17 protein-coding genes are annotated in these 14,132 nt (G+C 38.4%); 13 read left to right on the top strand and 4 right to left on the bottom strand.

Annotation, left to right across the window (positions count from 1 at the left end; all coding sequences use genetic code 11):
• Positions 1-638: 638 nt before the first annotated feature.
• The 5 genes from ACFFIP_RS10385 (at position 639) to ACFFIP_RS10365 (ending at position 4,584) form a co-directional block, all read left to right on the top strand.
• Entirely contained in the window at positions 639-878 is a 240-nt protein-coding gene (locus ACFFIP_RS10385) for a hypothetical protein (protein ID WP_382387555.1), read from the top strand.
• Positions 879-883: 5 nt separating this feature from the next.
• Positions 884-2,041: a hypothetical protein gene (locus ACFFIP_RS10380; protein ID WP_382387554.1), complete on the top strand. Its 1,158-nt coding sequence runs from the start codon at positions 884-886 to the stop codon at positions 2,039-2,041.
• Between the two features lie 390 nt (positions 2,042-2,431).
• Positions 2,432-3,388 (top strand): hypothetical protein, encoded by a 957-nt coding sequence (locus ACFFIP_RS10375; protein WP_382387553.1) that lies wholly within the window; start codon positions 2,432-2,434, stop codon positions 3,386-3,388.
• Positions 3,389-3,572: 184 nt separating this feature from the next.
• Positions 3,573-4,298, top strand: a complete 726-nt coding sequence (locus ACFFIP_RS10370) for a hypothetical protein (protein ID WP_382387552.1) — start codon at positions 3,573-3,575, stop codon at positions 4,296-4,298.
• Between the two features lie 13 nt (positions 4,299-4,311).
• Positions 4,312-4,584, top strand: coding sequence for a hypothetical protein (locus ACFFIP_RS10365; RefSeq protein WP_382387551.1), 273 nt, complete (start codon positions 4,312-4,314; stop codon positions 4,582-4,584).
• 153 nt (positions 4,585-4,737) lie between these two features.
• Here ACFFIP_RS10365 and ACFFIP_RS10360 read toward each other — a convergent pair whose 3' ends face one another.
• Positions 4,738-5,052, bottom strand: coding sequence for a hypothetical protein (locus ACFFIP_RS10360; protein WP_382387550.1), 315 nt, complete (start codon positions 5,050-5,052; stop codon positions 4,738-4,740).
• Between the two features lie 32 nt (positions 5,053-5,084).
• Here ACFFIP_RS10360 and ACFFIP_RS10355 point away from each other — a divergent pair, with 32 nt between their 5' ends.
• Positions 5,085-5,747: a hypothetical protein gene (locus ACFFIP_RS10355; protein ID WP_382387549.1), complete on the top strand. Its 663-nt coding sequence runs from the start codon at positions 5,085-5,087 to the stop codon at positions 5,745-5,747.
• On the opposite strand, the gene ACFFIP_RS10350 is transcribed toward ACFFIP_RS10355, so the two are convergent.
• Positions 5,748-7,538 carry an ABC transporter ATP-binding protein gene (locus ACFFIP_RS10350; RefSeq protein ID WP_382387548.1) on the bottom strand — a complete coding sequence of 597 codons (1,791 nt, stop codon included), beginning with the start codon at positions 7,536-7,538 and terminating at the stop codon, positions 5,748-5,750. It lies immediately after the preceding gene.
• Positions 7,539-7,685: 147 nt separating this feature from the next.
• Here ACFFIP_RS10350 and ACFFIP_RS10345 point away from each other — a divergent pair, with 147 nt between their 5' ends.
• From ACFFIP_RS10345 to coaE, 7 genes are all read left to right on the top strand, one after another.
• Positions 7,686-8,786: a Glu/Leu/Phe/Val family dehydrogenase gene (locus ACFFIP_RS10345; RefSeq protein WP_382387547.1), complete on the top strand. Its 1,101-nt coding sequence runs from the start codon at positions 7,686-7,688 to the stop codon at positions 8,784-8,786.
• A gap of 141 nt (positions 8,787-8,927) precedes the next feature.
• A complete protein-coding gene (gene nusB, locus ACFFIP_RS10340) occupies positions 8,928-10,112 on the top strand; it encodes a transcription antitermination factor NusB (protein WP_382387546.1) in 1,185 nt (394 codons plus the stop codon).
• 11 nt (positions 10,113-10,123) lie between these two features.
• Complete coding sequence (locus ACFFIP_RS10335; RefSeq protein WP_382387545.1) at positions 10,124-10,426, top strand: YtxH domain-containing protein; 303 nt, start codon at positions 10,124-10,126, stop codon at positions 10,424-10,426.
• 16 nt (positions 10,427-10,442) lie between these two features.
• Entirely contained in the window at positions 10,443-10,979 is a 537-nt protein-coding gene (locus ACFFIP_RS10330) for a DUF1573 domain-containing protein (protein ID WP_382387544.1), read from the top strand.
• Positions 10,980-10,982: 3 nt separating this feature from the next.
• On the top strand, positions 10,983-11,294 hold the full coding sequence (gene yajC / locus ACFFIP_RS10325; RefSeq protein WP_382387543.1) for a preprotein translocase subunit YajC: 312 nt from the start codon (positions 10,983-10,985) through the stop codon (positions 11,292-11,294).
• A 7-nt stretch (positions 11,295-11,301) separates the two neighbouring features.
• A complete protein-coding gene (locus tag ACFFIP_RS10320; RefSeq protein ID WP_382387542.1) occupies positions 11,302-12,273 on the top strand; it encodes a YbbR-like domain-containing protein in 972 nt (323 codons plus the stop codon).
• Positions 12,260-12,868 (top strand): dephospho-CoA kinase, encoded by a 609-nt coding sequence (coaE, locus tag ACFFIP_RS10315; protein WP_382387541.1) that lies wholly within the window; start codon positions 12,260-12,262, stop codon positions 12,866-12,868. Before ACFFIP_RS10320 ends, coaE begins: the two co-directional genes overlap by 14 nt.
• Positions 12,869-12,909: 41 nt before the next feature.
• Here the strand turns inward: coaE and ACFFIP_RS10310 are convergent, their stop codons facing one another.
• Positions 12,910-13,152 (bottom strand): hypothetical protein, encoded by a 243-nt coding sequence (locus ACFFIP_RS10310; protein WP_382387540.1) that lies wholly within the window; start codon positions 13,150-13,152, stop codon positions 12,910-12,912.
• A complete protein-coding gene (locus ACFFIP_RS10305) occupies positions 13,145-14,119 on the bottom strand; it encodes a tetratricopeptide repeat protein (RefSeq protein WP_382387539.1) in 975 nt (324 codons plus the stop codon). The genes ACFFIP_RS10310 and ACFFIP_RS10305 overlap by 8 nt, the downstream gene beginning before the upstream one ends.
• Positions 14,120-14,132: the final 13 nt, after the last annotated feature.

Genomic DNA, 14,132 nt, shown 5'->3' with positions numbered 1-14,132 from the left:
ATCGATACATCAAATTAAAAGAGCTATAGGTTTAAATACAGATAATAAACTCCTACAAAATGAAATCATTTTGATCAAAGTCCATGCATCATATCCAGACCCAAAAAAACCTGATAAAGGTCTAGTGGATCTGCTAAAGCAATCCTCAGAATTCACTATTTTATCCAACAAGCCCTTTGGAAGAGAATACCTGCCTCAGATTTATGATTGGTGCTTAAACAACCCATAAAATACTTATTTTCTTTTGTTCCCTTTTGCAACTTTTAAGACTATAAAATCAAGAAGACACAAAGAAGAATCAGTTTCCCAAAACTATTTGAAGCTTCCAAAACGTCTTTTGTCAAAATCCGGCATTTCATCCCATAAATGAAACCGTTCATTTGTGTTTTGCAAGATTTGATTTAAAATCACAACTGTCTGACATCCAATATATTAAAAAATTTTATGGATTCCAAAAGTAAAATTATTCTCCATGATATTCAGCGGGTTAACAGCAAATTAGAAACATTTTATAGAGTAAAACTTGGCAACTAAGTCGTTTTTTTTCTTCTTGTTGAAGAATTAGTTTTTACCGGTAAACTTTTAATTCAACTCATCTAAGGTTGGTGAGGTTTGTGAAACTAAAATTTAAAGGTATTATGAAAAAGAAACTGTTTTCAATTGTATTATCATTTGTTTTTATATCAGGAATAGCCTGTAATGGAGATATTTACTTGGCAGCAAGCCAAGAAGATTTTGACAGCATTGTGACCGATTTTGAAAATAATTGCTGTAAAAATTCTTCGATAGTCGTTATGAATGTAAATACAGGTGCAACTGTAACTCTAACGTCACATCAGAATGGACCAAATTCAAGTTGCAGTATCGGTATTGCATAGTAAAAATGAAAATAATACAACTACTATATTTATTAATTTTAATGAGTTTAGCGGGATGTTCGGGCCATACATCTATGCCCGAACATTTCGAAAATATTTCTGTCTCAAAGCGAAAATCTATTTCTTTTGCACCATATAATTTAAGCGCATACAATACATTTCCTTCAGCTGGCCTTTATCAGAATGCAGATAGTATCCTGGTTTACAATGTTTTTAATCACTCATTGCTACTAATGCGGTTTACTCAAGATACTTCTATTGTAGAAAATGAATTTTTATTAGAAGATCATGGACCAGAAGAAATAAAAATCCCACAATCAATATTAATATCAAATGAACATATAATTCTTCCTCAGATTTATACTGTTTCTGTTTTGGATGAAATGGGCGTATTTTTAAAAAGTATAAGTTTATTGAAAAGTCCTGCTTTTAAAGATTTTTCAAGTCCAATTTTTAACTTTAGCCATAGTTTTGAAATGGGGAATTTTATTACTCAATATGATCCTGATAAGTATACCTATTATTTTTTCGGAAAAGATGTAGTCTCAAATAATTTTGGGCTTTTCAGTTTAAACATCTTAAATGACACAATTATCAAATTGGAAGATTTCTATGATAAAGAGCTTTTGGAAAAGCATGAAATCAAATACTCAAGTGAAAAAATAACAATGACAAAAGATGATTTCCCTTTCATCCTTTATCATGATAATAAATTAATAGTCAGTTATTTTAGCTCATCTAAGATAGATTATTTTGACTTAAATTCTAACAATAAATTTAGTCTAGACATAAAGACTTATCGTTTCAATAGTGAAAAAAATAAACCGAAACCAATACCTCAAGGAAAAAAATTATCCGAAGCCTTAATAATAAATGAAGATTGGGATAATGAGGTGGCTTTTGGTAAATTGAACATCTTGCCCCAAAATAAAGGATATTACCGCCTTGTAAAAGGGCCCACCATAAACGGACCAAAAGATTTTGATATTTTTCTTGAAATTTTTGATCTTAATCTTACCAAAAAATCAGAATCGAATCTAAGCCATTTAAATTCCGATTTAGGATTGCTCAACTTTCCAGTTCCTTCTGGTATAGTGGTGAAAGCAAAAAATCAAGTTTCTGATGATGATTTTTATTACTATAAACTATCTTTCAAGAAATAATTTAATATTAAAACTTTTTATCTCTTTACGAATTTGAATCTTTATTACTTAAATAATTGAACCTATCTGCATTTTTTAAAGGCCAGAAATTTTATGAAATAGGGTGTTTCATACACATAGAGAAGCTGTTCATTGATGTTTATTAGAACACCGCTATAAACTTTTAAGTATCTGACATTCAACTCATTAAAACTTTTTATACTTGCCAAAAGCAAAATTATTCCCCTTGATATTCAGCGGGTTAACAGCAAATTAGAAACATTTTATAGAGTAAAACTTGGCAACTAAGTCGTTTTTTTTTTTTTACTTACAGAAGAATTAGTTTTTACCGGTAAACTTTTAATTCACGCTACCAAAGGTTGGTAGATGTTTTAATCTAAATTATTTATCATGAAAAAGAAACTATTAATAATTTTAACAATTTTATTTTGTAGTTCATGCGTTAATGATTCTGCTGATTTAAACAAAATAAGTAAAGTTGATAAAGAATATTTTTCTAAAGAGCAGATTTCCATCTTTATTAAATCCACAAGAGCTATTTTAGAAAATGCTAACAGGAAAATTAATTCAAAAAACCTGAGCTTCAATCAACAAAGTACTGATGAGTACTTAGAAGAAATTGCTTGGGCAATATCTAATCCTGATTTTAACTTCCAATTTATTGACAATTCAATTTTTCACAGCTTTGAACACGACTTAGCACTTGGATTGACAGAAGAATTAGAATTTTCAATGACGGATCTCAGCCATAAAACAAACACCTACCTTCTATCTTTTCAGAATCAAATACAAGAGATAATGCTTTCATATGAGAATGGATTTATTTCAGAAACTCAGATGAAAAATCAAGTAAAAACACTTAGTCAACAACAAAGGAATTCAGTTCTTTTAGATAATCAATTGAGTGAAAATAAAAAAATAGCAATTTCTGAAACATTTCAAACTATTGACGAATTAACATTTGAAATAAGTGAATTGACAAAACAAGGAATTTATGAAAACGATATGTCAAATGCATTTTTTCGAGGAAGATTTGCACGGGCACTAGCGAGAGTTGTTATTGGCATGGTAGTAACTGCGGTTGTTGTTGCTGTTCCTGTTGCAGCTGTAGCAATTTCAAAAGCAGCATTATCAGGAATGACAATAAGCTCAATTAAAATTGGAGCCATAAAAGGTGTCGGTTCTATTATTAAATCAGCAGTTTGGACTGGTAAAATTGGATCAGTTTCGTTAGCTGCCCCTTTACTTACTGGAATGGGCGCTTCCATAAAGCATGCTGCAAAAAGTTATGATAAAGATTGGCAAGGATGGGAAGAGTTGTCTTGGGGTATTAAGGTAAAGCTTTAAAAAATTAATCCATAGGCTTAATAAAAAACATTCAATTGGGGCATAGTATTAAACACTAGGCCCCAATTCAAAACATCAATATCCCTAGTTAATTAAGTCATTCGTCCGTATTATTTCTATAATTGCCAATAAAACAATTAAATAGCAATACATTAGAAATGCTTTTATACTAAATTATTATTTTATGTACAAAAAGATAAAATTGTTCTTAATCCTATTCATGATTACCTGCTCCGCATCCATTGGGCAAATAGACGGGATTAACCAAAACAGGGATTTTGGACAGGGATTTTCAATTTACTTTATTGCACCGGCTTTTGTTTCGGGAAGCGAAAGTAACCTCAATCCAATTTTAAGAGAAAACGGATATCCTACACTTCCACAAGGGAGTCTCAATTGGGGCATTGGCTTTAATTATAGGTATAACAGGTGGCTGGCCTCTTTGGATGGATTGGTAGCGAATCAGACACGCAGCAATCCAATAACCAATTCAAGACTTGCCCGAACCGCATTTACAGGAAACCTTACACTGGCACACTACATAGTCCAAAGAAAATTCGGCGCTTCCAGTTATTCCCTATACCCCTTTGCAGGAATTTCAGCCACTGAAACAAATCTGAAACTTTCCAAACAAAGCGAAGGTGGAGATATTAATGACCTCTTGGCCAATCCCAACAACTCCTTTTCCATGAATCATCTATTTGGAGGTGTTTTGCTTGGCGTAGGAATTGATATCCACAATTTAAAAATTGAAGACAGTCCATATTTATCTTTTAGAATTGGTAAGCGGATTGCGACAGAGACAGCCCCTGCATGGGAATCAAGATTTACCAATATAAGTAATTCTCCAACAGATAGCTTCCAATATTGGTTTATCCAATTGAATATCGGAGGCATGTGGAATTGGTAAAATGCTAACTCGAATGATCAGGATGATAACCCTATCAGTAATAAGCATTGTGGAGATGGTAATAGCCATCTCCGCATCTATTTGGATATATTTTGGATTCAGCACCCTTTTTCAAAAAGTCGACAACATGCCTGTTGCTTTTCAAATACTAACATTTCAGAAAATAACAGGCGCGGAAAATTACATATTGAATTCACTCTTTTTCTTTTCTATGGCCATCCTATTCCTCATTTTATTTGCGGCTACCGGCTTTCTAAAAAATGCCATTGATAAGGAGCTGGCATGAAACTTTCCATGCAGAATTGGAACATATCAGCACTGAAAATCGCAATTGGGCTTGACCCAACCATTATAAGCGCTAGAACAACTACAACCACCCTCCGAACCAGCTGCCAATCATCCCAAAATTCACAAAAAATCTATTTCCGCACATATTCGCCTACTTCCCCAACAACTTCCTCAGCCCCTCCAAAATCTCCTTGAACCCTTCTTTGAAATGTTCCGCCGAGGCGGAAAGATTGGGTTCCATTTCCTCCTTCTTCTCGTTATAGAGTTTTTCGACCTTTTCCTTCCCTTTTTGGAATTCAGCTTCCAAAGTGGTCCGCTTTTCTTTCAGGTCTTTTACTTTTTTTTCAATCTCTTCCTTGGCCTCACCCCCTACTTCCTTACCTTTTTCGATTAATTCTTCTATTTTAGTACCGATGTCCTGAAGCAAAGCTTCTACCTCATCAAATCCGGTTTTTTTCGCACCCATAACATGAAATGTTTTAGTAAATTACCTCAACTATGATCAACAAGATACTCAATAAGCTGCAGACTACCACCAAACTCAAACACAATTTGTTCGGTCAGACGGAGGCCCTTTTCAAACAATTGGAACAAATCTGTCACAACATTTCCAAAGAAATCCATGAAGCTGATAAAGGAGAAACACCCGTTCCGGTCAAGGTAGAACGCATCAATGACTTTGAATTCATCTTCCGGATAGGCGGAGATGTGCTGATTTTTATCCTACAAAGCAATATCGTCCGCCTTCCCGATGACACCTACCTCAGCAAATCCAAATACCTTAAAGAAAATTTATCCCTGAGGTATTTTGGACAGATCCTGATCTACAATTTTATTGCAGACACCCTTACCTATGGCCGTCTGGATGATCCGGGTTACCTAATCGGAAGGATTCTGCTAAACAAGGAAAATAAGTTTTTTCTGGAAGGAGACCGCAAGATCGTCTATAGCTTCCCCGAACTTCGGGACAACCCTGTCACTGAGGATAAAATGAGAAGCCTGATCGAAAAATTACTGGAATCTGCTCTGGAGAATGACCTTTTGGCCCCAGCTTTCCAGGACATCATGCTGATCTCTTATCATCAAAAACTCGAACACACCTCCAGTATGGGCAATCCCAAAAAAATAGGGTTTGACCTTTTCGCCAAACCCCGTGAATGATTATTCCTCTATGGTTTCAGGAGACTGTGTCTGTTTTTCATACAGATCAGCATACACACCCTTCAAATCCATCAGGTAGTCATGGGTACCTTGTTCTACAATCTTCCCATCATCCAGGACGATGACTTTGTCCGCCAACTTAGCAGACGACACCCGGTGGGAAATAATGATTGAAGTACGCTTGGCCATTATATCTTTCAAAGCAGTTAAGATAGCATTTTCGGTCTTGGTATCCACTGCGGAAAGGCAGTCGTCGAGCAACAGAATACTCGGTTCTTTGGCGATCGCCCTAGCGATGGAAACCCTTTGCTTTTGCCCTCCGGAAAGGGTAATTCCCCTTTCACCCAACTTGGTCTCAAAGCCTTTCGGAAAATCGATGATATTCTGGTAGACATCTGCATCTTTGGCAGCTTTCTCCACTACTCCTTCAGGGATAGCATCAAGACCAAATCCGATATTATTACCAATGGTATCGCTGAAAAGGAATACATCCTGAGGCACATAGCCGATCTGCTTCCTCAGGGAAGCAATATCGTAGGACTTGATGTCCCTTTGGTCTATCAGAACCGTGCCACTGTCCACATCATACATGCGCATTAAAATATTCGCAATAGTAGATTTTCCTGATCCTGTGGTCCCAATGACTGCCAAAGACTGACCCGAATTGATCTTAAAACTGATATTGTCCAGCGCTTTGATACCGGAATCAGGATAGATAAAAGTAACATTATTTACTTCTATGTCCCCACGGATAGGTACTTCCAGGTTTTCGGTACTGACGATGTCATTTTGCTGATCCAAAAACTCATTGATTCTGGTCTGCGATGCGGCAGCCCTTTGAATGATACTCGTCACCCAACCCAAAGAAGTAACCGGCCAGGTCAGCATGTTCACATAGAGGATAAACTCTGCGATCACCCCATAACCAATGGTGCCGTTCATCACCTGCACCCCGCCGATATATACAGTCAGGATCACACTCAATCCGATCAAGGCCATGATCAATGGAAAGAAAAGCGATTGCACCAAAGTCAGTCGGATGGATTTGTCTTTATAATCTTCACTCGCTTTGGTAAAATCATTGGTACTGTCTTCTTCCCTCACAAAAGCCTTCAGCACCCTGATACCTGAAAACGCTTCCTGAACAAAGGTGCTCAGACCTGAAAGACTCTTCTGAATCTTTTCCGAGCGCTCATTGATCATATTGTTGACAAAGTAGATACTTAATGACAATATGGGCAAAGGAAGCAGGGAATATAAAGTCAGTTCCACATTGACAGACAACATGTAGCCGATCACCATGGGAAACAAAATCAAAAGGTTGATGCCATACATGATGGCAGGTCCCAGGTACATCCTCACCCTACTCACATCTTCTGTGATCCTGGCCATCAGGTCGCCTGTACTATTTCTTCTGTAAAAACTCAGCGGGAGATTTTGGTAATGGTTGAAAATTTCATTCTTCATGTCATACTCTATCAGTCTAGACATGATGATGATCGTCTGTCGAATGAGAAACAGGAAAAAACCCCTCAACAGGGCCATGACCAAAATCAAAACCCCGAAAATCAGGATGTATTTCAGAAACTGTGCCCTTGCATCTTCAGCCAATTCTGCGGTAGAAAACACCTGATAAAAAGAAAAACTCTCTACCACATAATCTATGGCAATTCTGACGAGTTGGGCAGGAATTATTACAAAAAAATTGGAAATAATAGTAAATAAAATTCCCAACAAGAGATATCCCTTGTATTTGTATAGATATTTATTGAGGCGCCAAAGAGGTTTCACGAAATAAAAACTTTTAAATCACTTGATTAGTTTTATAATACTCTATTAATTGCATTAGTAAAGCCCGTACAAAATATATAATTTTGCACTGCGTTTTTTACAAGACAAGAATCCCAAATATAACGCATTTAAAATTTCCAAGTTCAAATGGTAGAGACTAAAACCAAGGAAAATGTGAGAGAAGGCTCCATATATGGACAGATTACTTCTCTGGGCCACGAGCAGCTGGTGATTTGTTATGACGAACCAACAGGCCTGAAAGCGATTATTGGCATACACAACACCGTGTTGGGTCCGGCCCTAGGTGGAACACGTATGTGGAATTATGCTTCTGAAGCGGAGGCGATTACGGATGTATTGAGGCTTTCAAGAGGCATGACCTTCAAGGCTGCCATTTCCGGATTGAACTTGGGCGGTGGCAAGGCCGTCATCATCGGTGATCCAAAATTGAAAAATGAAGCCTTCATGCGAAGGTTTGGTAGATTTGTAGAAAGCCTTAACGGCAGATACATCACGGCAGAAGACGTGAACACCAAGACCAGCGACATGGAGTACATTGCCATGGAGACCAAACACGTTACCGGTCTTCCTGAATACAAAGGCGGAGGTGGTGATCCATCTCCTGTAACTGCTTATGGTACCTATTTGGGTATGAAAGCAGCAGCCAAAAAAGCTTACGGAACAGATTCCCTTAGCGGCAAGAAAATAGCCGTACAAGGTATCGGACAAGTAGGTAAATACCTGGTCAACCATCTTGTAAAAGAAGGTGCTGAAGTTTTCATCACAGATATTTTCAAAGACAGACTGAAAGCTGTAGCAAGTGAAACCGGAGCAACAGTTGTTGACCCTAACAGCATTTATGACCTCGATATGGACATTTATGCACCATGTGCCCTAGGTGCTACAGTCAATGATGACACGATCGAAAGACTGAAATGCCAGGTCATCGCGGGTGGTGCCAACAACCAGTTATTGGATGAACAAAAGCACGGAAGGATGTTGCTGGACAAAGGCATCATCTATGCCCCTGACTTCCTGATCAATGCCGGTGGTCTGATCAATGTATACACAGAATTCCTGGGCAACTACAAGAGAGAAGTGGCTTATAGCCATGCTGAAAAAATCTATGATACTTGCTTGACGATTTTGAACAAATCAGAAAACGAAAATATTCCTAGCCAACAAGCAGCGATTGAATTGGCATGGAGCAGAATCGAAGCTATAGGTAAAGTAAAATTACCTTATTAATAATCCAATAATGCAAATACCACCTGTCCGGGAACTTTTCCACTAGGGCGGGTGGTTTTTTGTATATTATTTCGGGAAAAGGGATTGTACATTCAAGTTCCACTCTCAAATTACATATATTTACGTTCTTTAATTTCAGGTATGTTAAACAGAAGAATACTAAGGGTCAAAGCATTTCAAAACCTCTATGCTTACGAACAGTGTAGAGCATCGAATTTTAATTTGGCCAAAGATCAGATCAGAGAAGCCTTTCAGCCGGACCTCAACAGCATGGAAGTTCAGGATAAAGTGCTGCTCAAGCAGGAAGCAGCTAAGGCAATCGAACTTTTTTCCAACAACCTGAACACCGATAAACTCTCCACTAAAGAACCTGTCAGTGACAGGGTCATCAAGGAAGTCAAACATGCTATAAACTCTTACCATAATGCGAACAAAAAGGATTTTGACTTTTTGATCAAAAACATGGTGACCTCTGCAGAGCGACTGCCCCAGCTTTATTTGGTGGCCATCCAAATTCTCCTGGCATTTGGAGACCATGTCCGGAATGAAGGGGAGAAAAAGAAGAAATTCACTCAGGAAAAAATCACCATCACCCAGGGCGATCTTAACCTTGCCGAAAATAAGATTTTAGAAAAAATCAGAAATTCAGCTGAATTTAAATCCGCGAGTATCCGCCTCATGGCCGATATTGATGACCTGGAGCTGGAAATCAAGGAGTGGTTCAGGGATTATGTCAAACCATTGGAAAGCTACCAAAGCTACATCCGCATACCAAACCCTAGCTTGGAAGATGATTTTGAAATAGCCGATGATATCCTCAAAAAAGTAATCTTCAAATCGGAGGCTATCCTCAATGTGTTTTCTGAAAAAGACATGAACTGGACAGAAAACAAGTCTATCGTCAGAAGTCTTGCATCCAAAGTCCTTAAAAATGTGAAGGATAATTTTGAAGTTGAAGAGGAAGTTCTCCCTGAGATTGCGCTCAACTGGGAAGAAGATAAGGAATTCTTCCAAAATATATTTAACTTGACCGTTCAAAATGATGATGATAACAAAGAGCTAATCGCCAATAGAACTCAAAATTGGGATATTGAAAGGATCGCTCAGACAGATAAGATCATTTTGTCGATGGCCATTACAGAAATGAAAAATTTCCCGAGTATTCCGGTAAAAGTGTCCATCAACGAGTATATTGACATTTCAAAGACCTACTCCACTCCGAAGAGCAAGCAGTTTGTCAATGGCCTTTTGGACGTGTTGTCCAAGGAGTTAACTGATAGCGGTCAAATCCGTAAAAGTGGTAGAGGTCTATTAGATAACAAATAAAAAAACAAGAGATGAGCAAGAGTTCAAACGCATGGATGGCATTTATTGCAGGCGCTGGTATTGGTGCGGTCTTAGGGATATTATTTGCTCCTGACACAGGAGAAAACACCAGAGACAAATTGTCCTACCAGCTATCCAAATACAAAGAAGAATTGGAAAAACTGATCAATGACCTGAGGGAGGGCAAAAACATGCCTTACAATGAGGCCAAATCAGAAGGCAACAGGGTCATCTCTGATGCCAAAAATAAAGCAGAAAACCTGCTTTCTGATGTCAACAAACTGATTGACCAGATCAATAGAGAAGCTAACTAACCCAATAATTACGTATATGAAATATTTCAGATTATCAGCCTTGGTGCTTGGCGTTGCCCTTTTGGCAGCCAGCTGTGAATCCAAAAATGACGGTCAGGCAGAAAAAATTGCTGAATTGGAACAAAAATTGGCCAGATTGGAATCTGCCCAGCCGGTCCCATCCAATGTAAGCTCTGTGACAGCTGCTGACCCTTCTACTTTAGGTAAATTCAGTTTCCAGGAAATGGAATACGACTTCGGAACAATTGACGAAGGCAAAGTGGTAGAGCACGTATTCAAATTCACCAATGATGGTGAGGCACCTTTGGTTATTTCCAACATTACCGCTTCATGTGGCTGTACAAGCCCTGATTGGTCCAAAGCACCGATCAAACCAGGTGATGAGGGCTATGTGAAAGTAGTGTTCAACTCCACTGCTAAACCAGGAACCCAAGCTCCAACTGTCACCATTCAGGCGAATACCAGTCCTAACGTGACCAGATTGAGAATGAAAGGAAATGTAACACCAAGAGGAGCAGGAGCTACTAGCCAATTGGGCCCTGTTAAGAGATAATATATGACTAGCTGGATTTTATTACAAGCAGATACCAGTGGAATAATGGGACAGGTTTTCCTATTCGGTTCCATTATCCTGATCATGTACTTTTTCATGATCAGACCACAACAGAAAAAACAAAAAGAAACCAAAACCTTCCTGGAATCCATTAAAAAGGGAGACAACGTCGTGACCATAGGTGGCATTCATGCCAAAATCTACTCAGTAGAAGGTGACACAGTAACTTTGGAGCTGGACAAAGGAATTAAAATTAAAGTGGAAAAATCAGCAATATCTGCTGACTACACCAAAAAAGCGACAGGAACCAAATAAAATTATCTTGGCTACACTTAAAAAACGCTTTGCAAATTTAAATCCACAAAAGATTGCAAACCTAAAAGTGGCGGCACTTTGCTTTTTGGCAGCCGCCACTTTTTGGGTTTTAAATGCACTCAACAAAGACAATTACACAACAGTGGTGGATTATCCTATCGAAATCATTTTCGATACGGAAGAGTTCATGCCTGTGGAGAAACTCCCCAACCGCATCAAAATTGAAATCAACGGCAATGGTTGGGATTTATTGAGGAAAAACCTCAAGTTCAATGAGACGCCTTTTTTGATCGAAATCAACAACCCCTCTACCAAAACTTACATCCTCAGTACCGAATTGAGGAGAAGTCTTTCGGAAACTTTAAGCCCAACAGGGTTGGTCTCTATTCTAAGCGATACGATCAATTTCAAAATTGATAAAATCGTCACCCGGAAAGTCAAAATACAGGTGGACACCACTGCAACAAGCTTAGCCAAAAATTACAGGTTGGCCAGTGCCATTGAAATAGATCCTCCCTTGGTTAATGTCAAAGGTCCTACCTCTGTTTTACAAGAACTCGACGGCACCTTATCCGTGGATCTGAGAGAGGAAAAGATCAATAAAAATTACAATAAAATTCTCCCTTTAGAAGTACCCGGCGCCTATGCAGGATTCCTAAGCCTGGAAGAGGAAAGCGTACATATCAAATTTGATGTGACCCAAATGCTGGAAGGAAACAAAAGGCTCAAGATCAAAACGATCAACTTCCCCAAAAATGTGGAATTGGATCAGGCACCAAGCAATATCATCATGTCTTACCTTATTGATGAAAGAAAGTTGGCCGATCTCAATAATTTCGAATTCGAAGCAGTCATCAATTATCAGAACCGGAATAGAGAAGACAGTACTGTCACTGTGCAGGTCAACCCCAAACCTTCATTTTTGGAAAACATCAAATTCGATCCTGAAAAGCTAAAACTCAAATATGAGAAACCATAAGCCTTTATTGGTAGGGATTACCGGCGGTATTGGGTCGGGAAAAAGTACTGCCGCAAAGATTTTTTCTATACTGGGAATACCCGTCTACTATGCAGATGACCGTGCCAAGTGGCTAATGGCACATGACCCCGAACTTAAAAAACAAATCATCGCTGCTTTTGGAGAAGAAAGTTATACCGCAGATGGTACCTTGAACAGAACGTATCTGGCTGCCAATGTTTTTGGAGATGAAGAAAAAGTAAAAACCATCAATGGACTCGTTCATCCGGCAGTAAAATCAGACTTCGAATCTTGGTCCCAATACCAGGACAGCCCCTATGTATTAAAAGAAGCTGCTTTACTTTTCGAAGCAGGTTCTTACAAAGAACTTGACAAAGTCATCAATGTCAGTGCACCACTTAAGATCAGAATCACTAGAATCATGCTTAGGGACCCACACCGCTCTGAGGAACAGATCAACCACATCATTGACCAACAGCTTCCAGATGAGGAGAAAAACAGCAAGGCGGATTTTGTGATCAAAAATTCAGACAACAAACTTATCATCCCACAGGTGCTGAAAATACACGAGGAACTTTTGAAGCTCGGTAAATAAAATTCACTGAGATAGGAAGATTACAGCTTTCACTGAATGGATCAAATCGATAGCTGTATCTGATCGAGATAAAATTTCATCCGGGTATGCCCGGTATTCAAAAAGTCAATGTTATCGATTTTGTCCAGCTTGTGGTTGTAGAATACTTCAATATATTCTTCCCCAAGCAAATAGAGGTTAACCTTATGGGAATAATACCTGATTCCCACGATGAATGTTCCTTCTGTATATAAGGTTTGGATTTTTTTATGTAAAGGCAATTGTCTGAAATCTTCCCTACTCATCTATCAAATTCGCTAGTTCCATTTCTGAAGCAATATAGCCAAAAGCCGACCAATATCCAGTCTTCAAAACATTTTCAAATATAAATCTGGCCTGTGAGGTATCTCCCTTTGCTAAATAATAATTGCCCAGTCCATAACCTTGGGTAACATATTGTAATTTTTGATCATCAGCATTCGATTCTACAGAAAGCAAGGATTCCGGATTCAGCTCTCCTTTATACATCAGAATTCTTTTGAAGTAGGCATCATTCTCGATGATCTCCATTTTTGTATTGACTGTTCTGATTGCTTGTAAAGCCTCTTCTTTTTTACCCATTTTGACCAAGGTCATATAATACCAATCCAAGGTAGCCGCCTTCAGGTCATCATTGTCAGAAACTTCCAGGCATTGTACATAAGCGTCCAGAGCTGCCTGCCAGTCCTGTTTTAGATAATGGGCCAGACCTAGATGATACCAAACATTAAACTGCACATTGGAAAGCGGGATATTTAATTTGTTCGGCATACCATCCTGCTCTATTTGAATGGGTTTTCCTTCCATAAGCTTGACTGCTTTCTGAAAGTCGGCGATAGCCTGATCAAATTTCCTGATGGAAACATAACGGTGTCCTCTATGTCTTAAGGCCTCGTATGACTCTGGGAATTCTCGAATAGCTTTCGTAAAAGTTCGGATTGCCAAATCATGCCTACCTAAGTAGGCCTCTCTTCGGCCAATCCAGATCAGATTATCTAGACTTGGATCCTCTGCATATGCCAGTTCAGCCTCTTCCAATTTAAGAATTTGATCTTTTTGTGCCGCAGAGTCCACCGTGGTATTCAGACTATCCCCTAGGAGACTAAAACCTTGAAAAACAGATTCATTTTCAACAATAAACCCGTTTTTATTGACCTCTCTTTGAACTGAACTACCATCACAAGAAAACATCAAAAATACAATAAGCGTAAAAAAGCCTAGGCTGATTTTCATAATTTTAAGATAT

The organism is Fontibacter flavus, assembly GCF_042432905.1.
Lineage (GTDB): Bacteria > Bacteroidota > Bacteroidia > Cytophagales > Cyclobacteriaceae > Fontibacter > Fontibacter flavus.
The sequence above is the reverse complement of the archived record's forward strand: the minus strand, read 5'-3'. Positions and strand labels throughout refer to the sequence as shown.